The 22,284-nt window shown below is 38.1% G+C and carries 21 protein-coding genes; 5 read left to right on the top strand and 16 right to left on the bottom strand.

Features of this window, described 5'->3' with window-relative positions; genetic code table 11:
• Nucleotides 1-20: 20 nt before the first annotated feature.
• From lapB to pheA, 8 genes are all read right to left on the bottom strand, one after another.
• A complete protein-coding gene (gene lapB / locus GKR92_06890; GenBank protein ID QMU61434.1) occupies nucleotides 21-1,178 on the bottom strand; it encodes a lipopolysaccharide assembly protein LapB in 1,158 nt (385 codons plus the stop codon).
• Nucleotides 1,178-1,471, bottom strand: coding sequence for a DUF1049 domain-containing protein (locus tag GKR92_06895; GenBank protein QMU61435.1), 294 nt, complete (start codon nucleotides 1,469-1,471; stop codon nucleotides 1,178-1,180). Before GKR92_06895 ends, lapB begins: the two co-directional genes overlap by 1 nt.
• A 49-nt stretch (nucleotides 1,472-1,520) precedes the next feature.
• Nucleotides 1,521-1,814 (bottom strand): integration host factor subunit beta, encoded by a 294-nt coding sequence (locus GKR92_06900; GenBank protein ID QMU62736.1) that lies wholly within the window; start codon nucleotides 1,812-1,814, stop codon nucleotides 1,521-1,523.
• Between the two features lie 82 nt (nucleotides 1,815-1,896).
• Nucleotides 1,897-3,582 carry a 30S ribosomal protein S1 gene (gene rpsA, locus GKR92_06905; GenBank protein ID QMU61436.1) on the bottom strand — a complete coding sequence of 562 codons (1,686 nt, stop codon included), beginning with the start codon at nucleotides 3,580-3,582 and terminating at the stop codon, nucleotides 1,897-1,899.
• Nucleotides 3,583-3,621: 39 nt separating this feature from the next.
• Complete coding sequence (locus GKR92_06910) at nucleotides 3,622-4,338, bottom strand: (d)CMP kinase (GenBank protein QMU61437.1); 717 nt, start codon at nucleotides 4,336-4,338, stop codon at nucleotides 3,622-3,624.
• A 15-nt stretch (nucleotides 4,339-4,353) separates the two neighbouring features.
• Entirely contained in the window at nucleotides 4,354-5,661 is a 1,308-nt protein-coding gene (gene aroA / locus GKR92_06915; protein QMU61438.1) for a 3-phosphoshikimate 1-carboxyvinyltransferase, read from the bottom strand.
• 35 nt (nucleotides 5,662-5,696) lie between these two features.
• Nucleotides 5,697-6,572, bottom strand: a complete 876-nt coding sequence (locus GKR92_06920; protein QMU61439.1) for a prephenate dehydrogenase/arogenate dehydrogenase family protein — start codon at nucleotides 6,570-6,572, stop codon at nucleotides 5,697-5,699.
• Nucleotides 6,573-6,627: 55 nt separating this feature from the next.
• Entirely contained in the window at nucleotides 6,628-7,710 is a 1,083-nt protein-coding gene (pheA, locus tag GKR92_06925) for a prephenate dehydratase (protein QMU61440.1), read from the bottom strand.
• A 465-nt stretch (nucleotides 7,711-8,175) separates the two neighbouring features.
• On the opposite strand from pheA, the gene GKR92_06930 reads away from it, so the two are divergent.
• Together GKR92_06930 and GKR92_06935 are read left to right on the top strand one after the other, a co-directional pair.
• Nucleotides 8,176-9,747, top strand: coding sequence for an FAD-dependent oxidoreductase (locus tag GKR92_06930; GenBank protein QMU61441.1), 1,572 nt, complete (start codon nucleotides 8,176-8,178; stop codon nucleotides 9,745-9,747).
• Nucleotides 9,748-9,762: 15 nt separating this feature from the next.
• Nucleotides 9,763-10,167: a hypothetical protein gene (locus GKR92_06935; protein QMU61442.1), complete on the top strand. Its 405-nt coding sequence runs from the start codon at nucleotides 9,763-9,765 to the stop codon at nucleotides 10,165-10,167.
• 68 nt (nucleotides 10,168-10,235) lie between these two features.
• On the opposite strand, the gene GKR92_06940 is transcribed toward GKR92_06935, so the two are convergent.
• The 8 genes from GKR92_06940 to GKR92_06975 all read right to left on the bottom strand — a co-directional run bounded on the left by GKR92_06940 (nucleotide 10,236) and on the right by GKR92_06975 (nucleotide 18,325).
• On the bottom strand, nucleotides 10,236-10,838 hold the full coding sequence (locus GKR92_06940; protein QMU61443.1) for a PEP-CTERM sorting domain-containing protein: 603 nt from the start codon (nucleotides 10,836-10,838) through the stop codon (nucleotides 10,236-10,238).
• Nucleotides 10,839-11,151: 313 nt separating this feature from the next.
• A complete protein-coding gene (locus GKR92_06945) occupies nucleotides 11,152-12,366 on the bottom strand; it encodes a hypothetical protein (GenBank protein ID QMU61444.1) in 1,215 nt (404 codons plus the stop codon).
• Between the two features lie 5 nt (nucleotides 12,367-12,371).
• Nucleotides 12,372-13,388: an acyltransferase family protein gene (locus GKR92_06950; protein ID QMU61445.1), complete on the bottom strand. Its 1,017-nt coding sequence runs from the start codon at nucleotides 13,386-13,388 to the stop codon at nucleotides 12,372-12,374.
• 26 nt (nucleotides 13,389-13,414) lie between these two features.
• Nucleotides 13,415-14,404, bottom strand: a complete 990-nt coding sequence (locus GKR92_06955; protein QMU61446.1) for an NAD-dependent epimerase/dehydratase family protein — start codon at nucleotides 14,402-14,404, stop codon at nucleotides 13,415-13,417.
• 31 nt (nucleotides 14,405-14,435) lie between these two features.
• Nucleotides 14,436-14,804, bottom strand: coding sequence for an EamA family transporter (locus tag GKR92_06960; GenBank protein ID QMU61447.1), 369 nt, complete (start codon nucleotides 14,802-14,804; stop codon nucleotides 14,436-14,438).
• Between the two features lie 26 nt (nucleotides 14,805-14,830).
• Nucleotides 14,831-15,580, bottom strand: coding sequence for an SDR family oxidoreductase (locus tag GKR92_06965; GenBank protein QMU61448.1), 750 nt, complete (start codon nucleotides 15,578-15,580; stop codon nucleotides 14,831-14,833).
• Entirely contained in the window at nucleotides 15,570-16,877 is a 1,308-nt protein-coding gene (locus GKR92_06970; protein ID QMU61449.1) for an FAD-binding protein, read from the bottom strand. Before GKR92_06970 ends, GKR92_06965 begins: the two co-directional genes overlap by 11 nt.
• Nucleotides 16,874-18,325, bottom strand: coding sequence for a UbiA family prenyltransferase (locus GKR92_06975; GenBank protein QMU61450.1), 1,452 nt, complete (start codon nucleotides 18,323-18,325; stop codon nucleotides 16,874-16,876). Before GKR92_06975 ends, GKR92_06970 begins: the two co-directional genes overlap by 4 nt.
• Before the next feature lie 265 nt (nucleotides 18,326-18,590).
• Between GKR92_06975 and GKR92_06980 the strand changes: the two genes are divergently transcribed.
• The 3 genes from GKR92_06980 (at nucleotide 18,591) to GKR92_06990 (ending at nucleotide 22,261) form a co-directional block, all read left to right on the top strand.
• Nucleotides 18,591-19,817 carry a pyridoxal-dependent decarboxylase, exosortase A system-associated gene (locus tag GKR92_06980; protein QMU61451.1) on the top strand — a complete coding sequence of 409 codons (1,227 nt, stop codon included), beginning with the start codon at nucleotides 18,591-18,593 and terminating at the stop codon, nucleotides 19,815-19,817.
• 187 nt (nucleotides 19,818-20,004) lie between these two features.
• Nucleotides 20,005-21,102 (top strand): glycosyltransferase, encoded by a 1,098-nt coding sequence (locus GKR92_06985; protein ID QMU61452.1) that lies wholly within the window; start codon nucleotides 20,005-20,007, stop codon nucleotides 21,100-21,102.
• Between the two features lie 10 nt (nucleotides 21,103-21,112).
• Nucleotides 21,113-22,261, top strand: a complete 1,149-nt coding sequence (locus GKR92_06990) for a glycosyltransferase (protein ID QMU61453.1) — start codon at nucleotides 21,113-21,115, stop codon at nucleotides 22,259-22,261.
• Nucleotides 22,262-22,284 lie beyond the last annotated feature (23 nt).

The raw sequence follows: 22,284 nt of genomic DNA on the forward strand, positions 1-22,284 counted from the left end.
TTCCTTATATCCAAACTTTGTTAATTTAAACTAGGCATAACGGGTACAACAGTCCCCCAAGAATGGCAACTTGGGCATTGCCAATATAATAATTTCCCATGAAACCCACATTGTTTACATTGGTGTGTACTGCGATTACTAATAAATTGCTCAACACTTTTCTGAATTTTCACCAATCCCATTTCACTTATAGATTCATGTTCATAATTTTTACTTTTTAGAAATCCATTTACCTCAAGCAGAGACAACTCAGACTTTTCTAACAACCAGTCTAAAATAATTTTTTTATCAACATCGTCTTCTCTTAACTCCTCAAGTAAACTGCTTAACGTTAACGCGCTTAAATTAGTATCATTAATACTACGAAGAAACTGCTTAAACCCTTGGCGATCACCCTGATGTAAAAAAGCTTCTCGCAGTTTCATAAAAACTTCTGGCAAATATTCAGGTTTTTGTTTTGCTACAGCAACATAAGACTTTATTGCAGATTTAAAATTTTCCTCATGCATAGCAATATGACCCAACAACACACTAGCGCGCGCGCAATTATTATCATAGGAAAGTGCTTTTTTAGCTAGTTTCTTAGCTTCATTTTCATCATTACCGCTGTTTTCTAAAGCCATCTCACTAAGCTCACAATAATAGTGCGCAGTAATGTGATTCAATTTTTTACCTTGTACCTTTTCTAACTTTTTAGTGGTCTCAATCGCCATACTCCATTCTTTTTCTTGCTCATACAAACCAAGCAATAATGGGTATGCTTCATCAGTTTGCAGCCCAATTTCTATAACATCGTTTAATAAGGACTCAGCTCGATCTAGCAGACCTGCTTTGAGGTAGTCTTTAGCTAACTCCAGTAGTGCAGTAGACTTATCGATTACTTCTAGAGTTGGTCTGGCGATTAAATTTTGATGAATGCGAATGGCTCTATCCACTTCACCTCTACGACGAAACATATTGCCTAACACCAAATGCGTTTCCACCGTTTCCGTATCGACATCAACCAAATCAATAAATACTTCAAGCGCTTTATCTGGCTGTTCATTTAATAGATAGTTTAAACCTTTTAAATATTCACCAGGTATTTTTGGCTTTGAACGATTTTTATAAAATATTTGCGCTAGAAACCAACCCGCAACTCCCGCTAAAAGCAGCAGTAACCAATATATTTCCGGCATTAATGAGAACTCTTGATGGGAAGTTGACGAAGATTAGCAACCTCTTGTTCTGCAACAGTTACTTTTTTAGCTAATGTTCTAGCTTTATTTTTGTTCTTTAGAATTATGCTTATGCTAAATAATATTCCAATTAATGCTCCCAACACAAAACATACCAACATCGTTAAACCGAGAGGTACTTGATAGCTTTGAATGACTAAATTCAAGGAAACCAGATCAAGATTTTCTAGTGTAAATACGAAAAATAAAAGAATTAACGCGAGGAAAAAAATGAAGAGTGAAAAACGTGCCATTTAGAATTGAACCACGTACAAACCTACCACAGGTTTAATGCAATAAAACCTAATCGTCGGTTAAACTTTTGTTGACACGTTCGCGTAGTTCTTTACCAGGTTTAAAATGAGGCACATGCTTCCCAGGTAGTGACACAGCATCACCTGTTTTTGGGTTACGACCGATACGCGGCGGCCGAAAGTGTAACGAAAAACTACCGAAACCACGTATTTCTATACGGTCACCTTGTGACAATGACGTGCTCATTTGCTCAATAATACTTTTAATCGATAGTTCTATATCTTTATGAGCAAGATGATTTTGTTTTAATGATATCTTTTCAATAAGCTCCGACTTAGTAATCATGTTTTTTTCATCATGTATGTTCATGAGTTACTCCTATTTTGGACCGTTACTTAATTCGTTTGTAGTTAATTATTATTAATTATTCAGTAGAATCGCCATTACTATCTTCAATCGATTCCTTCAAAATATCACCAAGACTCATAGAAGCTGATTCATTACTACTGTATTCCTGAACTGCTGCTGATTCTTCTTGATAGTCTTTTGCCTTGATCGATAAATTTATAGTTCTAGATTTCTTATCTACTCCAATAAACTTAGCTTCGACCTCATCACCTTCTTTTAGCACGGTGCGCGCATCTTCAACGCGATCTCGTGCGATTTCAGACGCTTTTAATACACCTTCGACCCCATCACCTAAATCAATAATGGCTGCCTTAGCATCTATCTCCAACACCTTACCAGTAATGATACTTCCCTTTGGATGCTCTGCAAAGAAGCCTGAGAATGGATCTTTCTCCATTTGCTTAACGCCTAACGAGATACGCTCACGTTCAGCATCTACAGAAAGCACCATGGCACGTAGTTCATCACCTTTCTTGTAGCTGCGTACAGCTTCCTCACCAGTATCGCTCCATGACAAATCTGATAGATGAACTAGACCATCAATACCGCCATCAAGGCCAACGAAAATTCCAAAATCAGTGATGGATTTGATAGTACCCGTCACTTCACTACCTTTATCATGACTGGTTGCAAAGTCGTCCCATGGGTTCGATTTACACTGTTTCATGCCTAGTGAAATTCTACGACGCTCTTCATCGATATCTAGAATCATCACTTCAACTTCATCACCCAACGATACCATCTTTGCAGGATTTACATTCTTATTAGTCCAGTCCATCTCAGAAACGTGAACCAAGCCTTCGATACCTTCTTCAATTTCAACAAAGCAACCATAATCTGCAATATTAGTAACCTTTCCAAAGATGCGAGTGTTTTCAGGATAACGACGATCAATGTCTCTCCATGGGTCATCATCAAGCTGCTTGAGCCCAAGTGATACTCGAGTCTTTTCTTTATCAAACTTAAGTACACGCACTTCGATTTCATCACCAATAGCGACAATTTCCGAAGGATGCTTAACACGCTTCCATGCCATATCAGTGATATGCAATAAACCATCTACCCCACCAAGATCTAAGAACGCACCGTAATCCGTTAAGTTCTTAACGATACCTTTAACAACAGCACCTTCTTTCAATGCCTCTATGAGTTCTTCACGTTCTGCGCTGTATTCAGATTCAACTACTGCACGACGTGATACCACCACGTTATTACGCTTAAGATCGATTTTAATTACTTTGAATTCAAGTTCTTTACCTTCTAGGTATGAAGTGTCGCGTACTGGACGCACATCGACTAATGACCCAGGTAAAAAGGCACGAAGATCACCTAGCTCAACTGTGAATCCACCTTTAACCTTACCTGTAATCGTTCCGGTAACCGTTTCACCAGACTCGTGAACGGTTTCTAACTCGGTCCATGCTTTGGCACGTCGAGCTTTTTCACGTGAAAGTTTAGTTTCGCCATAACCATCTTCAAGCATGTCCAATGCAACTTCAACGGTATCGCCTACTTCTACTTCTAGAACACCATCAGTAACCTTGAATTGGTCAATTGGGATGATGCCTTCTGATTTTAGACCGGCATATACAATTACGGCATCTTTATTAATATCTACAACAGTGCCACTAATAATGGCGCCTACAGTTGTATTTAAATTGATTACGCTCTCTTCAAAGAGCTCTGCAAAACTTTCACTCATAGTAATCTTATTTCAATTCCTATTATTTTTAGGGATCGGTTAATGCCCGCCACGAACAATTTCAGCAATTCGATCTACAGCTTGCTGAATTGATAAATTCGTCGAATCCACAAGTAAAGCGTCATCGGCAGGACGTAATGGAGAGACATTGCGATTTTGATCCCTAGAATCTCGCGTCTCTATCTCTTTCAAAAGGGGCCCAAGGCTAGCACTAATGCCTTGTTTCTTCAACTGTTTCTGCCTTCTCAGTGCCCTCTCATGTGGGCTAGCAGTGAGGAATATTTTACGCTCAGCATCCGGGAAAACCACCGTACCCATATCTCGCCCCTCTGCTACCAAACCTGGTAATTGTCTAAAAGAATGCTGCTTTTCTAGCAAAGCAGCCCGCACTTGTTGCAAAGACGCCAACTCAGAGGCTCTGCTTGCACAATCCTCAGTACGTAATTCGCCTGATACCTCATACTCATTCAAGAATACGGGTACATTCTCTTGCTGATCATTTGCTTGTGTCTGAGCGCTCATGTTTTGAGCATCAAAGCCAAACCTAACATTCATTTCCGCGCATAAAGACACCAGGCCCTGTATGTCATCTACTTCTATCTCTTTTTGCTGGCTCAGCAAACTCAATACCCGATACATAGCGCCACTATCCAAATAATGGTATTTCAGAGTAGACGCAACTTGTCTGGCAATCGTACCTTTACCAGAGCCTGCAGGACCATCGATGGTGATTACAGGTATAGAGTTTTCGGTCATGGTGATTTAAGGAGTTTAACGTTGAGAAATATTGAGGCCGAGATCAGAGACCGTGTCAACAAAATTGGGGAAAGAGGTCATAACATTTTCTGTATCTAGAACTGTTATAACAGCATTCGCTTTTATTGAGGCCATAGCAAACGCCATGGCGACACGATGATCACCTCCACTATCAATTTCACCACCTTGAAATTGCCCACCTGTAATCACCAATCCATCCGGATTTTCATTAACACTTATGCCCAGCATTTTCAGACCGTTTGCCATGACAGCAATTCGATCTGACTCTTTTACCCGCAATTCTTCTGCACCAACTAAGGTAGTTACACCTTGGGCGCAAGCGGCTGCAATAAATATAATTGGAAATTCATCAATTGAATTAGCAATTAGCGAATGAGGAATTTTAATTCCATGCAGTGCACTACTTTGAACAATTAGATCTGCAACCGGCTCCTTACCCATATTTCGCTGATTAGTAACCTGAATATTCGCTCCCATTAACTGCAGTATTTTAATCACTCCATCACGAGTAGGATTAACTCCAACATTACGTATAGTCAACATAGCCTTATCAGAAATCAATGCACCAACAATTAAAAAAGCTGCGGAAGAAATATCGCCCGGAATTTCGATTTCACAAGCAGATAACTTTCCACCTCCCATGACACAAGCACTTTGATCATTTAACTCGACAGGGTAGGAAAACGTTTGCAACATTCTTTCAGTATGGTCACGTGTAGGAGTATTTTCTTCGACACATGTTCTCCCTTGTGCATACAATCCTGCCAATAACACGCATGACTTTACCTGCGCACTGGGAACGGGAAGCAAGTACTCAATTCCTGACAACACCCTTGATGGCTGCATCACTAAAGGTGGCGTATAGCCTTCTTCACTAGCAATGTTTGCACCCATTCTCTTTAAAGGTGTTTGAATACGTTGCATGGGCCGTGATGAAAGTGAGTGATCACCTATTAAGGTAGATGTAAAATTTTGCCCACTTAAAATACCTGCCAATAATCGCATCGCAGTACCAGAATTCCCCATGTCGAGCACTTTATTTGGTGCACGCAAACCTTTTAGACCCACACCTTCTATGCGCACATGCGTGTCGCCAATGCGTTCGATCTGCACACCCATGTTTTGGAATGCAGTTAGCGTTGCTTCACAATCTGTGGACGACAAAAATCCAATCACATCGCTAACACCTTCAGCCAGCGAGGCAAACATAACGGCACGGTGCGAAATCGATTTGTCGCCAGGTACCTGCATATCGCCACTGCACATCGCGTTTGGCTCTAAATGAAAATTTGCAGATCCCATAGGATATTATTCTAAAACTGGTTAGATGAACTACCCTATTTATTAGAGTTTTTGTTGTTCATATTTTTATCGCGCAGCTGTTTCGCTTGATCGAAAGACGCATGGATAGCTTTGCCATCCTGCATAGCTATCTTTTGTTTTAATTCTGCCAAACAATTAATAAAACCATCGATGGAATTAATAATTTCATCTTTATTTGCCACACAAATATCTGCCCACATGGTTGGGTCACTAGATGCAATACGCGTAAAATCATAAAATCCACCTGCTGCGTAATTAAATATACTCTCCGCATCCTCTCGTTGACCCAAATAATTCACCAAATTGTAGGCCACCATGTGCGGCAAATGGCTGGTAGCTGATAAAATAGCATCATGCTGGCTTGCAGACATAAAATCCACATTGGCGCCTACTCCCTCCCACATTTTAGTAATTGCATCGCTAGCAGATGCAGCAGTTTCCTCTGTTGGAGTCAGAATCACTTTCCTATTTTTATATAACTGCTCCACAGCGTGCTCAAAACCACTCTGCTCACCCCCAGCAATGGGGTGCCCGGGAACAAAATTAATCGGTAGCTCGCCAAAAACATCTAAAGCCGCTTGGACAATATCTGCTTTACTACTGCCAACATCCGTTAATAGTGTTTTAGCATTTAAGCTGGGTTTTAAAATAGAAAAAGTATCTTTAATTTTCCCTACCGGCACACCCACCACAATAATATCTGCATCGGAAACATCAACATCTTGCAACAACTGATATTCATCAATAATGTTTAACGCTTGTGCTGCAGCCAATCTTTGTGCATCTCTACCCACACCCACAATCGATCGCGCAAGATTGTGTTGCTTCAAATCTTTAGCCAGCGAGGCATTAATCAGGCCCACACCAACAAGGTATACTTTGTTAAACATAATTTATTAAAAAAACGATGTTAAAGAGAAAACTATAACTTTATAGTACCGAGATTTATAATACTGCACGGGGATATGAACCAAGCACCTTAAGTAAGTCTGCCTCTGTTTTTAATTCTGCTACACAATTTTTAATAGTGTCACTTTTAATATGTCCCTCAAGATCTAGAAAGAAAACATATTCCCAATTCACACAATGTGAAGGTCTTGACTCGATTCTCGTCATGCTTACATTATTTTTCGCGAGTGGCTGCAATAAACTATAGAGCGCGCCGGACTTGTTGCGTGCAGAAATCAATAAAGTGGTTTTATCATCATCCGTAGGCCCTACTTCTTGCTTACCAATGATTAAAAATCGAGTGGTGTTATCCGGAGAATCTTCGATTTTTTTATTCTGTATCGTTAAACTGTAAACAGAAGCTGCAGTTTCACTAGCAATAGCAGCTGCATTTTCCTCATTTGCCGCACGCTTTGCCGCATCGGCATTACTACTCACTGGCACGCGTTTAACACCCGGCAAATTCGTCTCTAGCCATTTTTTACATTGCGCCAAAGATTGCTGATGTGAATATAAAACTTCTATGTCAGAAAGTTTTTCCACATTACTTAATAAATGTTGATGCACTCGCATCTCCACCTCACCTACAATACTTAAGGTAGATTCTAAAAACATATCTAAAGTACTGTTCACAATTCCTTGAGTAGAGTTCTCTATTGGCACTACGCCATAATTAGCATTATCTGATTCCACTTCGCGAAACACGTCGTCTATGTTATTGGTTGCGAGTGTTTGAATTGAATGCCCGAAGTGCTTGTATGCTGCTTCTTCGGTAAATGTGCCCGATGGGCCTAAAAACGCTACTTGCAATCTTTGCTCTAGCGCCAAACACGCGGACATCACTTCGCGAATAAGCCTAGCCATCTCCTCATTTGAAAGTGGGCCGTTGTTATACTCAAGCACTCTCTTTAGCACACTCGCTTCACGATCAGGTCGGTAAAACGCATTGCCTTCTCCCGATTCTGCTTTTACTTGTGCAACCTCCTGAGCCAACTTTGCCCGCTCGCTAATAAAATCGAGCAATTTTCGATCTACAGCATCAATTTCTTGCCTCAATTCTGAAAGTGATTTTTTATCCATTTGATACTAAGAAGAATATTTGCAATATGTCTAACATAACCATACTTGTTTAAATTTTATTACGTGTAATCTAGAGTGAATAATATCAAGAAATACAAATCATGTTACAAATGATTGCATTGAATTCTTTTCTATATATATTCTAGTGGGCTAATACTGAGATATTAGCTCTTAGTCTAGTGCTTATTATACTACTTCAATTTCAGACCAGACGAGGGCTCTGCTCATTCCGAGACGCAAGCATCATTCCATGCAAGTATATCGCTGCCTACATAGAATAATCACATATGCAAATACACTTTCATGAAAGCATATTTATCATTTCACTCTGCTTTCTTTTTAAAATATTAATCACCCTATTATTACAAACATCTGACTCTATAAATTACTCACTCTAAAATACTTGACTTTATATGCTAATATTTAATACAAATTTACCAAATAAAAAGAGTTAGGATAATTTAGATGCAGATTGATGGCCGTTTAACTGGGGAAACAAATATTTTTGAAACAGATATTTGTATTATTGGTGCTGGTGCTGCAGGAATTACTATCGCAAAAGAGCTTATTTCTTCCGGAAAAGATATCTGTTTAGTAGAAAGCGGAGGGCTGACAGTTACTCAAGAAAACCAAGGTCTAGCGAGTGGCGAAAATGTTGGTCATGAATATTTTCCACTTGAAACAACAAGGCTAAGAGCATTTGGTGGTACTACAGGCCACTGGACAGGCTGGTGCCGACCAATGGAGCCTATCGATTTTGAAAAACGTGATTGGGTACCAGATAGTGGTTGGCCATACGGATTTGATACATTGAAACCTTACTACGTTCGCGCTCAAAAAATAATGCAAATTGGCCCATATAAATACTTACCGGAAGAATGGGAGTCCCTATCCAACGAACCATGGAACTTTGGGCAAGAAAAATCTAACTCAAATGAAATTCAATCACGAATCATTAATCGATTGGTCCAGCATAGCCCGCCCACAAGATTTGGCGAAGTCTATCGTGAAGAACTATTTGCGGCAAATAATATTCGAGTTTTTCTAAATTCAAATGTAACCACTATAAATGCTAACAAAACCGGCGAAAACATAAATGATATAACGGTTCGCCCAATTGATGGGAAAGCATTCTCAATAAAAGCAAAACAATTCGTATTGGCGGCCAGCGGGCTTGATAACCCAAGAATTCTTCTACTTTCTAATAATATTCATAAAAATGGCTTGGGTAATAATAACGATAATGTAGGTCGCTATTATATGAATCACACCTGGTTTGCTGCTGCAGGGATTGTTTCTACAATACCCAGCTTAAGCTCAGCTTTCTACGAGTATGGCAAAACTATTGCATCCTCTTCCAAGGGCCAAAAAACCAATGTACAAGGCTTTATAGCATTTACACCTGAGACCCAACGAAAGGAGAAGATTATTAACTTAAGTCTGGTTGTAGAACCAGGCGCAAATCTCAAATGGCTGATAACAAAGCCGATGGAAAATGATAGCTGGCACTCTCGCATAGGAAGAGCAATAGCCAATATTGATGAGCTTGCAGCCAAAGTACTACACGATACTTTCTCGGATTCGTCAGATTATCAAGTCTTCTCACTTATAAATGAGATAGAACAGGCCCCGAATCCAGATAGTCGCGTTACTCTAACTGACGACATAGATATTCTTGGACAACGCAAACTTCGTCTTGATTGGCAATTGCAAGATCTCGATATAAGAAGTATTGCACGTGGACACGAATTATTAGGGGCGGAATTAGCACGACTCGGAATAGGTCGAGTTGTAGGCGCAATGGACCCAGAATCCGGCTGGCCGCCAGGTCCGTTAGGTAATTGGCATCACATAGGAACTACGCGCATGAGCGAATCGCAATCTAAAGGCGTTGTCGATGCAGACTGTCGAGTACACGGAGTTAACAATTTATATATAGCAGGAAGTTCTGTTTTCCCGACCTCAGGCTACTGCAATCCAACCTTAACAATAGTAGCATTGTCTATAAAATTAGCTGATCATCTAAAGATTCAATAACCAATTTAAACCCAAATGAATCGTTATAGACGTAATATTATATTCACAATTGCAAGCGGATTATCTTTTCCTTGTGTTGCGAAGTATTCACACTCAATTCCGCAGATTTCGCCTGTTTCACCATCACCAGTACTCAATAAGATATTTCAAGAATGCTGTCCAAATTTAAGCGATGCTGCTTTCATAGGGAAACAATATCTGCGTCTACAGCCCAAAGAATCAAATGAATCCTTACTGAAATCAAAACTATGGGGCGACATTCCATATACAAAAGTAGAACAAGCTGAACCTTGCATTCAAGCAATAATAAAAAATCATATTGCAGACTGCTCAGAAACAAATATGATCACACTAAACGGATTAGTGCTATCACAAACTGAAATACGCCTTTATGCTTTAGTTTTTCTGCAGTTTGGTTAATGCCACCTTAGCAATCAGACAAAAAAAAGCCCACTAACAAGTGGGCTTTTTCAAATAACATATTAGTTTTATATATTTTTTTGCTTCTTACGGCGAACCAAACCTAATCCAAGTAAGCCTAATCCCATTAAGCCCAATGTTGCAGGCTCTGGCACTTTCGTTCCATGACCATATAGATCTGCCCCAAGCCATTTTTTGTATTTACTGTTGTAGACCCAATCACCATAGTAAGGTGTGAATGATTTCCAAAATTTACCACCACCCCATATTTTTAAATAATCTTCAGTCACAACATTGTTGTAGTATCCGCCATACCATCCAGCGTCTGCAAAGTGGAAACCGCCCTTATATGTTGATATACCAGAGTAACCATACTTTGTTACAGTGCCATAAAGCGAACCACTGCCATCGAAGTTTAGATAGCCACCAGAAAAATCAACACGACCATACCGACCTTTTAACCAGCCTTGTACCTGAGAAAATTTACCAACAGTATCATCCCAGTATCCAGTTAGAGTGCCTGATAACTTTTTGATACTAGTATTACCATGTATTTGGCTATAGCCGTAACCTGGGCTGTAAATATCGTATTTAATTTTGGCAAGCGCCCATGCGTTAACTGGAAGAAAAACAAATCCCAGTACGCATATTACAAAAAACTTCTTAATCATAGTTAACTCTCCCTAGTAAAACTGAATAATACTGAACCTCTTCTCTGTGCAGAGTATACCAACTTCTAATATCGTGTAAAACCTTGAATTTAATAGATTTACTATCTCGTGACGTAGTTCACTAAATCTGTCATTAGACGTATGGATAACTCACTATTCATCAGTAGGTTATTGAGCTTTTGTACATAACAACTACACTTAAGCTTGAAGTTGAATGAATGACTAAGTACCTGCTTTCGATACGAAATTCCCTAATTATAAGCTGAGAATCTAAACCTCTATAGACAATCTCCTTAAACTTTAATTAATAGAATTATGTGGTATCAATTCTTTCGTAGCTTGCTGTGTCTCTTTCAATCAAACGAGTTAAAATATAGATTAACCCCAATGCAGCAATCATATATTGACCTATAAAGAATCTCGACCACAGCACTGGAAATAACAGATAATGAATAGCTATATACCCACAAGAAATCATCGTAAGAGCAGTTACTGGATTCTCCATTAATTCAATAATAGTTTTTTTATTAAGTGATTTAAAATTCTTCATACGAAAAAATAGAATAAGTTGCAGCAAAACATTTAGAACAAACACCCAAAACCTATCTTCATTAACAACTTTAATGCTATTTCTTAAAACTACGGTAAAATATTGCTGCAGACTCACGCCTAAATTTGAGAATTCTAATGGATGTGCGGCAAGCATATCGCTGATAAAAACGAAGTAAAATACCGTACTCCAACCATAATTCCCAACCAATTCATTCACACCAAAATATAAAACGGCTGTTGCTGCAACTGACACACAAGCCTGCACTCGCCATTCAGGTTTGATTGCAAAATAATATGTAAGAACAAGCAATACAAATATCACCATATCCGTACGTATCAATACTGAAAGTACTAACAGGGGGAAAACTGCCCAATGCTTTCTAATAAACGCGTAACAAATCAAGCCAAGCCAACAATATGCTAAAGAATCGGCAGAAGTCTTCTGCCCTGCATCAATCACCCCAGTTAGTACGAATAGCAAAGGCAATAGCGCTCTGAAAAATACAGGTTTGATTTCATTACGATACGCGTGAAAAAATACAACTAGCCCCAATGCTGCTGCAGCTGCCGTAATCACGTGGCCAGCGGTAAATATATTAACGCCTAAACTTACTAAAATAAAAATTAATCCTACAAAGACAATTCTAATTTTATAATAAGGAATTTGTTGATTAAAAGCATCCGAATCCTCACTCATTAATTTTCTATAACTATCTTTTTTAGTTAGCTTCTCAAAGTCCTCCTCGGACACATAATTCTGTAGTTCTCTATACAAGTATTCATGCACGATCTCAGGCTCTTGGTTATCCAAGGTCAACGCAGAAGCCGCATATCCCAACATGTCCCAATTTTGATCTTGTGAATTCATACAGACTAAAAAGAAAAATAAACTTGAAAAAATAATGAAAATATAACAAAGCTTATTTAACATATTATTAAATGACGAAATGCTCTGTGATTTACTCTTGATTTCCATCTAAATTATCTTTGCTGCAAAGTATAAGATTTATTTGTAAAGCGCTTATTAATCCATGATCGAACAGGATTTTCATAGAGATGAAATGATATTGCACCTACTATAATCGACAGAATGAAACCAGATAATTCTCCGCCTGGTAATTTATAACTATATTGATAAAAAAGCTGCTGCCATAGGTAAATTGAGTACGACCAAACACCAAGTAAGCGCAAATACTTTAAACTCAATAAGTTGCGAAACAGTCCAGATGTATCCTCTAAGTGATTAACTGTGAATGCGAGCAATATTGGGGCTAGCGAAAAACTTAGCCATCCTGGTACAGGTTTTACTATGTAGCATAAAATCACTGCTCCAAATGTTAAAAAAGGGATGATTGCATGCACCCGCAATGCCAAACTATTTTTAATTAAATTATATCCTGCAGACAAAAATATGAAGCTGATTGCACACTCTGTTCGTATACGAAACACCTCAACTGAATTCTCCAAACCTGAATTCTCCAAATTTAAATATTTGTAAAAACAAATTGCAATAGATAAAAATCCAAGCATAACTAAACATGTAGCGGCTAATTTATTGCGTAGAAATATAACAGTCATAACACTCATTAATACATAAGCGTGTTCTTCCACATTCAACGACCACAAATGCCCGGTCGGAGTATTAACATCCCAAATATGAGGAACGCTTGGATAATACGTTCTAATAAAGGTTAAATTAGCAAATATTTCTCGTGTTAAATATTCATGACCTACGATTGTTTCAAATATATAGACAACAAATACAAACAAAAATAAAACAGGCAAAATACGACTGAAGCGTCGAATATAAAAATCCTTTAAATTTAACCGCTTCTCGAATAAGATTTTGCTCATCAGCATTCCAGAAAGGACGAAGAAGATATCTACACCTAAGCGATCTTCCCAAATCCATTCGATATCAAAAAAATGCCCAATTAGCAGAAAACTAATCGCAATTCCTCGCCAACCATCCCAGATTTCTACACGTTTCAAAACAATTTAGCTGAGCTACTGCTTCAGCCCTCTTAGAGTGATTGATTAGAACCCTTCTTGTAGTCCCTATACGCTGCTAGTAACATATCGATATCACCATCTTTTGGTACCCAATTAAGCTCTCGCTCGCCTTTACTAACATCTAGCACACATGTTTCGTCTGCAATTAAATACTGCTCCGGATCCATTATCGGAAAATTAATGCGATCAAATATTTCAAGAACAAACTTAACAATAGGAGCAGGCGTCGGAATTAAGAACGACTTACTTCCAGCAGTTTTAATTAACGTCCCAAGTAGTTGATTAACAGTTGGTGGATTAAGTGAACCAAGATTATATTCCTCATTAGGAAATCCCGCTTCAACAGCACACAAACAAGCATCTGCACAGTCACTAACAGAAATAAATTGATAATAATTCTTGCCGTTACCAATAGTGGGGACAGGAAGATTCTTATCTATAAGTTTGAATAACTTTTCTAATATGCCTAAGCGACCAGGACCAATTATTAAGCGCGGTCTAAATATAGGAATATTGAAACCTTTTGTGCGATATTTTTCACAAAGCAATTCAGTTTGATATTTAGCTTCCCCATAAGGGCCTAATGGTGCTCTTGGGTGCGACTCAAAACGCGGATCTTCAAGGGTATGTCCATACACCATATCTGTTGTGTAATAAATAAGATTACGCAAGCCATGCTCTTGCATAAAATCAAAAACATTTTGAGTGCCTACATATAGCGCCTGCCAAAAGTATTCTTTTCGTTTTGCTCTTTTTATGATGGGCACTAATAATTCAGCTGCAAAGTGATAAACAACATCACCTTCCTCAACCTTAATCTCTTGAAACGTTTCTTTATTGATAACATTCATCTTTAAGTACGTCACGAACTCGCTTTCGTAAATTCCGGACGACAAAGTTTGTTTTCTGTCACAGATAAGTACATTCTCATTCCGCGCACATAACTTTTTAGTCAACTCAGTCCCTAGAAATCCATCACCGCCAAATATTATATGTTTCATATTACAAACAATTCCTTATTAACTACAATTACTAAGTGCGCGCAACCACAGCAACGCCCGCACAAATCAACAGCACACCGAGTATACGCCAGAAATTAACACCTTCTTGCAATACTAAATATCCCCACATTGTTACTAACACAAACGATAAACCTAAAAAAGGATAGGCATAACTTATCTCAACGCGCGAAAGAACCACCAGATGCGATGCCATACTAATAACCATTACCAACAAACCAGTAATAACATACCAATTAAAAATAATATCAGTAGCTGATGATATAAATCCAGAAATTGATACTTCAAATTTATCGATCATCGTCATGCCTTTTTTTAGCAAGATTTGTGATGCGAAATTTGTCAGTACTGTAAAAAGTATCAGCGGTATAAAGCTGCTCATGCGTAATATAATCCTTAAATATATGACTAAAGACTTAGTTTTTTGAAAATGCCTTCAGGAATACACCTGATAATAAACATTATATAACGCCAAAACCATGGGCTGTATATTACATCTCGACCCTTCATAGAAGCCTTAAAGATATCATTGGCAACCTGCTCAGGCGTCGCCCAAAGAATGTTCTTATCAAATTCTTTTGTCATAGGTGTATCGATAAAACCTGGCTTGATTGTAGTTACCGAACAGTCCGCTTTCTGCAATCGATTTCTCAATCCTTGCACAAACATACTTAATGCACCTTTACTTGCACCATATATATAGTTTGATTGTCGACCACGATCACCTGCTACAGACGAAACAATTATTAAGCTCCGGTTAGTTTCTTTCTCAACCTTGTTTGCAACATAAGTCAATAACGAAGCTTTGCTTAGAAAATTTGTGTTTAGTGCATCGTAGGCTAGATCCCATGAACCTTCACAGGCTTTCTGATCAGGCAGTACTCCATAAAAAAAATAGTACTTACTTATACCGCCAAACTGTTCTGCTATATCCTGCATCAAATTAGGGTGTTGATCCACCAACGCCAAGTCCGTATTGATGCATTTAACAGGTTGAGTGGAGCGGGCGCGAAGATCTGCTGCAATACTTTCTAATCGTTCTTGATTTCTTGCAATAAGCAGCAAAGGATCTCCAGCCTGCGCATGTAGTTTTGCTAATACTTGCGCCACGGCCGATGTTGCACCAAAAATTAGAATTGCATCAGTATTATTTTGCATCGTAAACACGTTTCCAAAAATTAGAAGTAAATCGCGGATCAATAAATGCTGCAAATTTGTCACACGCAGGATAGTAAGTTTTGAAAGCTTTACTGGACATCCTATTATCTTTAGCAGGATACACAGCGCCACCTGCACTCATCACAAGATCATCAAGCTCATCTAGCACCTGTAATGTATATTGGCCTCTGTTAGAAAAATCTAGCGCTAAACATATTCCTGGCTTGGGGAATGACAACATTCCGGGAGATTTCATATCGCCAAACTCTTTCAACACTGCAAGAAATGAACCTAGGCCAGATAAAATAATTTTTCTCAGCATCTCTTCCAACACTTTTGTGGCAGCCTTCGGTACTACAAATTGATATTGATAAAATCCATCTTTCCCATAAATTCTATTCCAGTTTTTTATACCATCTAGAGGATAAAAAAAGGAATCGTAATACTTAGTAGCATTTCGATTTGAGACTTTTTTTTGCTGACTATAGTAAACAGCATTAAAAACCCCTATTGAATACTTGTTAATTACCCATGCTGGCAAGTTTAATGGCACAGCAAGGTGTCGTCTAACAGGCTTCTCCTCATGCCGTTTTACTTCATCAGAATGATTTGCGCGCATAAATGCACCACGTGCAAAATTTTCTCCCCCAGACACACAATCTAACCAAGCGACAGTGTATTGATATTTTTCATGTGATTGCTCAGACAGCTCATAAAATTCAGTTAGCCCTTTAAATGTAATTGTTTCGACCTCAAGGTAAGGAGACTTTATGGAAATCAGCTTTATTTCCACCCAACTTATAAATCCAGTAAGTCCCAAGCCTCCTATAGTGGCATTAAATAATTCTGCATTGCTACCTGGGCTACATGATAATCTAGCACCATTCGAACGTAGTAATTCAAAAGCCAGAATATGTCGACCCAAAGTACCATCTCGATGATGGTTTTTGCCGTGCACATCATTTGCAACAGCACCCCCTACAGTGACGTATTTTGTCCCAGGTGTGACAGGTAAAAACCAACCATGCGGAACAATTACCTCTAATATATCTTTAAATGTAATTCCTGCTTCACAACGTAGTACGCCATGCTCAGCATCAAAGGAGATAAACTTATTGAGAGAGCGTCCATCGACTACCTGTCCCGCCGAGTTGAGGCATGAGTCGCCATAACTACGGCCATTTCCATACGGCAAAAGAGAGCCGTCATATGAGTCAAGTGCGAAATCTCTCCAACCTGGTCTAACCGCCTGTTGCTTAGTTTTCGGACAATAGCCCCAACTTCGATAGGTGCTCATGAAAATAGCTTTGGCAAGAACACTGCACCAATCACAACTAAACCTGCAATAGCAGCAGTGAACATACTTACACGATCACGAATTGCAAAAAGTATAGGGTCTTCATGCATTTTACCACGCGCAGTTATCATCCATACTCTACCTATCCAATACAACAACAAAGGACAAATTAGCCATAAAATTTGCGGGTACTGATACATTTGTTCAACTTTTTCACTATTTATATATAATGCAACAACTAAAATTGAAAGAAGCCCTGAAGACACTCCGGTACTAGTCAGCATTGGAAGATCAACTACTTGATACCCTCGTCCAACTGGAAATAACCCCTGCTCTTGTTTTATATTTTCTAGCTCAGATACCCGCTTAGCCAAGGCGAGACTTAAAAAGAAAAACATTGAAAATGCAAGCAACCAAAATGACCACTCTGCATTTATCACAACACTGCCACCGACTATTCTAAGCGTATAAAGTGAAGCCAAAACACAAACGTCTAATATTGCGACACGTTTAAATAAAAAAGAGTAAGACAATGTCGACAAAAAGTAAGCACACAATATCAACTGAAACAACATAGGTAACTGGGCGGCTATCATAAAGACAAGCAGCACTAGAGCAGTCATTATAAGCAATGCTTGCTTTACAGAAATTAGGCCTGATGCAAAGGCACGTAAGCGCTTAACTTTATTAGTTCGATCTGCTTCCAAATCTAACAAATCATTTACTATGTAAGTAAGTGATGCAAGCAAACTCATACTAACAAAGCCAAGTGCCACAATTAAGAATGATTGCAGATCGTTGTAACTATGTTCCAAAAGAAACGGAACAAATATAAGTAGGTTTTTAACCCATTGGTGTGCGCGAATGGCTTTTATAAAGCTACGGAAAGATATTTTCGGCAACAGGAATTCTTCATCTATAGTAAATTTATTGCGTGTTTTCTTTAGAAAACCACCTTCCTTAGCTACGACTAGTACTCGGCGCGCAGCTGGCCACACACTCCAGTCATCCCTATCATTGCCGATATAATCAAACCCTTTTTGACCAAATCGATTTACTAAAATTTTTAATTTATTAGACTTTGTTACATTAGTAATTGCATCTGATGCAATCACTTCATCAAAAATACCCAGATGCTCTGCCACACATTCAGCAAATTTAATATTACTTCCAGTAACGAGTAATAGATGGCGATTATCCTTCTTTATATACTCAACTATTTCTGTATTATATGGGAGCGATGCAGGTAATATGTTTATCTGCTTAGCAACCTCTGACTTGAAATAAGCTTTACCTTTTAATAACCAACCAATCGAAATAATTAAATAAAAAGGATTACGCTTTACAAGTTGTATTATAGATTCTAATAACAGGTCTGTTTTGATCAATGTGCCATCTAAATCTACACATAACGGCACCTCTTTATCCACAATTAATTGACTCCCCATATTCTCAAACCTTATTCCCACAGACCCTGATAGACACAAATTTTTTACGAACGTATTGAAATTGCTAGCGATATCTTCTATACACCTACTAAATGTACACTTTCCTATAACTCAATACAGTGAACCCTTTCAACATTCTCGATATGCTTATATAGATTACTAAATTTATTACATAACTCATTAAATATACACAGATAAATCAGCTAATTTAAGCTAATCTCAAGATATAATATTTTAACTATACTGAGCCACCCCTAACAACTTGATGACATACAACCCATTAGATTATTTCGAAATTCGTGATGATTGTTTATGCATTGCGGATAAAACCTTAAACGATCACATTTGTTCAGGAATTACTTTACCTGCATACATTTATTCTAAAGAAATAATAAGAAAAAAAATTCAACTATTAAGAGACACACTCCCTGCTGCTGTGAGAGTGCATTACTCGATCAAAGCTAATCCGAATCTAGATCTAATTTCATTTATCAAAGATTACGTTGATGGTCTTGAAGTTTCATCACTAGCCGAAATGAAAATTGCACTTTCAACAGGCATTGCAAGCACAAACATCTGCCTTACAGGACCAGGAAAAAGTTATGAAGAACTTGAGATTGCAGTTAAAAATAATATCTTAATCAGTGCAGAATCAAGCCTAGAATTATATAGACTTGATGAAATTGGCATGGATAGAATGCTCAAACCCTCTGTGTTAATTCGCGTGAATCCAACATTCACACAGAAGCGTGCTGGAATGAAAATGGCAAGCGGTTCAAGCCAGTTTGGAATCGATGCTGAAAATATTCCAGATCTTTTTAAATGGTTAAATGATTCGTGCATTGATTTGCATGGTTTCCATGTGTACAGCGGATCACAAATTCTTGATGCTAAAGCAATTATCTATTCCCAGAACAAAGCCATAGAACTCATAAATGAATTTTGTACTCTATGCAAGAATCCTATAAAAACCATAAATTTAGGAGGAGGCTTTGGCATTCCCTATTTTCCATACCACACTCCTCTAGACTTGGAACCAATAGCTAAGAATTTAGATAATTTAATTCCATCACTCAAAAATAATAATTTTATAAAACCGATATCGCCTATAATTGAATTAGGGCGCTTTATTGTCGGTGAGTCAGGAATTTATTTATGCAAAGTTGTTGATAAAAAAACCTCAAGAGGCAAAACTTTCTTAATCACAAATGGCGGCATGCATCATCATCTTGCAGCTTCAGGGAATTTAGGCCAGAAAAATAGAAAGAATTTTCCAGTTTGTATTGCGAATAAAATCAATTCACCCAGCAAGGAAACTGTAAACATAGTTGGAAAACTATGTACGCCCTTAGATATTCTTGCTGATGAAGTACATATCAGCATGTGCGAGGTAGGCGATTTATTTGCTATATTTCAATCTGGCGCATACGCGTTATCTGCAAGCCCTATTAATTTTCTAAGCCACCCAACACCAAAAGAGTATTTGCTTTAGAGCTAGCCCTTCCTAAGTGTAGCCACAATATCAAATAACTAGTTATTTATCATTTTATTGTAATAGTTCAATTATTTGGAACACTATAAATATACCAACTGTCATAAATGAAATTGATTATGAAATATCTTGAGTTTAGTATTTCTGCCACTTCTATATATTCTATTTCTAAAATAATCTTTCGTAAATGAAAATATCTCATTTAATTGTTAGCCTAAACCGTGGTGGGCAAGAACGTGTTGTTGTAGACCTTGCGGCCCAACAAGTAAAAAATGGATTGGACGTATGCATAATTTGCTTAAATGAAGAAGGTGCACTAGCCATGGAAGCTAGAGAGAAAGATATAACTATATATAACTGCAACAAGAAGTCGGCAATAGACGTTAAAGCGATAATAAAACTTAGAAAAATTTTAAAAAGTAACAATATCAGTATTCTCCATACACACAATGCAGTTGCAAATTACTACGGAGTGGCCGCAAAACTAGGCAGCCATATAAAATGTCAAATCAACACGAGACACGGGAATGGAGCGACCCAAGGTAGAATGGTGGAGCGACTATTTAAGCTTAGTATGTTTTTCACTGAACTTTGTGTTTGTGTTTCTGAATCTGCAAAAAAAGCATTCTTAAATGCTAAGGTATTATCTGAATTCAACTCTACTGTTATCTATAATGGAATTCACGTTAACAATGAACCGCCAGACAAAATCGAACAGCAGATAGCATTCAAAAAATTAGGTTTTAATAAAAATGTAAATGTTATTGGGAGCGTTGGTCGTTTATCGCCAGCAAAAGACTTTCCATTACTTGTTGAGTCCTTCGCAAAAATTGACAATAGCCTTAATACCATTTTAGTAATACTTGGGGAAGGTCCCGAGCGAAAAAATATAGAACAAGCAATTTCCAATAACAGACTAGAGAATAAAGTATTTCTTCTAGGCGACAGATCTGACGCGCGAGAACTTATGTCTGGATTTGACATTTATGCTGTATCATCTGCAACAGAAGGCTTTTCTATTGCAATTCTCGAGGCTTGCGCAGCCGCATTGCCTATCGTTGCTACAGACGTGGGCGGTAACCCAGAAATTGTAAAAGCAGGAATAAATGGCTTATTAGTACAGCACGGCAATTCAAGTGCACTAGCAAAACAACTAGAGCACTTTCTCCTTAATCCAGAGTTAGCTTTAAACATGGGCTTAAGCGGATTTGAGTGGGTAGCACAAACCTGTTCTGTAGCAATAATGGAAACAGCTTATATGAACGTATATCGACGCCACCTATAAAGACACTAGAATGCGCGGCATCATCATAACTAATTTATACCCTAACCCTGAACAACCGAATCGAGCGACATTTAATTTCCAGCAATTCGAGCATTTAAGCAGTCATTGTGAATTATTAGTGCTTGTTCCTATATTTCCTGCAGATCGGAAAATTAATCTTCTACAGTCAACATCAAAATTATCCAAAACAAATAAGGTGCATTATTTCAAAGTGCCTATGCTCCCAATAGTTGGCTCATTGCTAAATGCTAAAATATTGGCTATTTGGATACTGATTTTTAAAAAACCATTAATTAAAGCATTTTCACCGGATTTTATCCTAGGCTCTTTCGCTTATCCTGATGGTGTAGCTGCAAGTATTGTTGCCCATAAGTTTGGAGTACCTTGCTTTATTAAGGTGCATGGTACCGATATAAACGTAATGGCAAAAATAAAAAACACTAGGAAACAAATAATTAAAGCGCTAACAATTGTCAGTGGAGTAATATCTGTTAGTGAAGCACTGGCTAAAAATGTAGCCGAACTTGGATTTAGCAGAAGTAAACAAACTGTTATCTATAATGGAATTAATCACAAACTTTTTTCCCCAGCAGATCGTATAAATGCTCGAACTAAATTAGGTCTTGAGCATGATGTCAAAATAATTCTATTTGTAGGCAATATTTTAGTTGCGAAAGGTGCTGTAGATCTGGCAAAAGCATTTATTAGTGGAGTAAATAATGCCTCACTCGTATACATAGGTCGTGGTATAGACGCAGAAAAAATAACTGCAATGAGTGGTGAGTTAAAACAAGACCAATCCATCAAACTAATAGGAACTCAAAATCATGTCGCAATTGTAGATTGGCTGGCAGCAAGTGATGCGTTATCTCTTCCTAGCCACAATGAGGGAGTACCCAATGTGGTATTAGAAGCGATGGCTTGCGGTAGACCGGTAGTTGCAACACGGGTTGGTGGAATACCCGAAGTTTTACATAAGAATGCCGGTATCTTAGTAAAGAAAGGTGATATCACTGCATTATCCGCTGCACTAAATCTAGCCCTTACAACCAATTGGGACCCCAACAAAATAGCATCACATAGCAAGCAATATGACTGGACGAAAAATGCATTACTCACTTTTGAATATATTCGTGACCGACTTAACACCACAGACTAAACTTTAAGAATATTTTTAGCTAT

The organism is Gammaproteobacteria bacterium, from assembly GCA_014075255.1.
Lineage (GTDB): Bacteria > Pseudomonadota > Gammaproteobacteria > UBA4575 > UBA4575 > JABDMD01.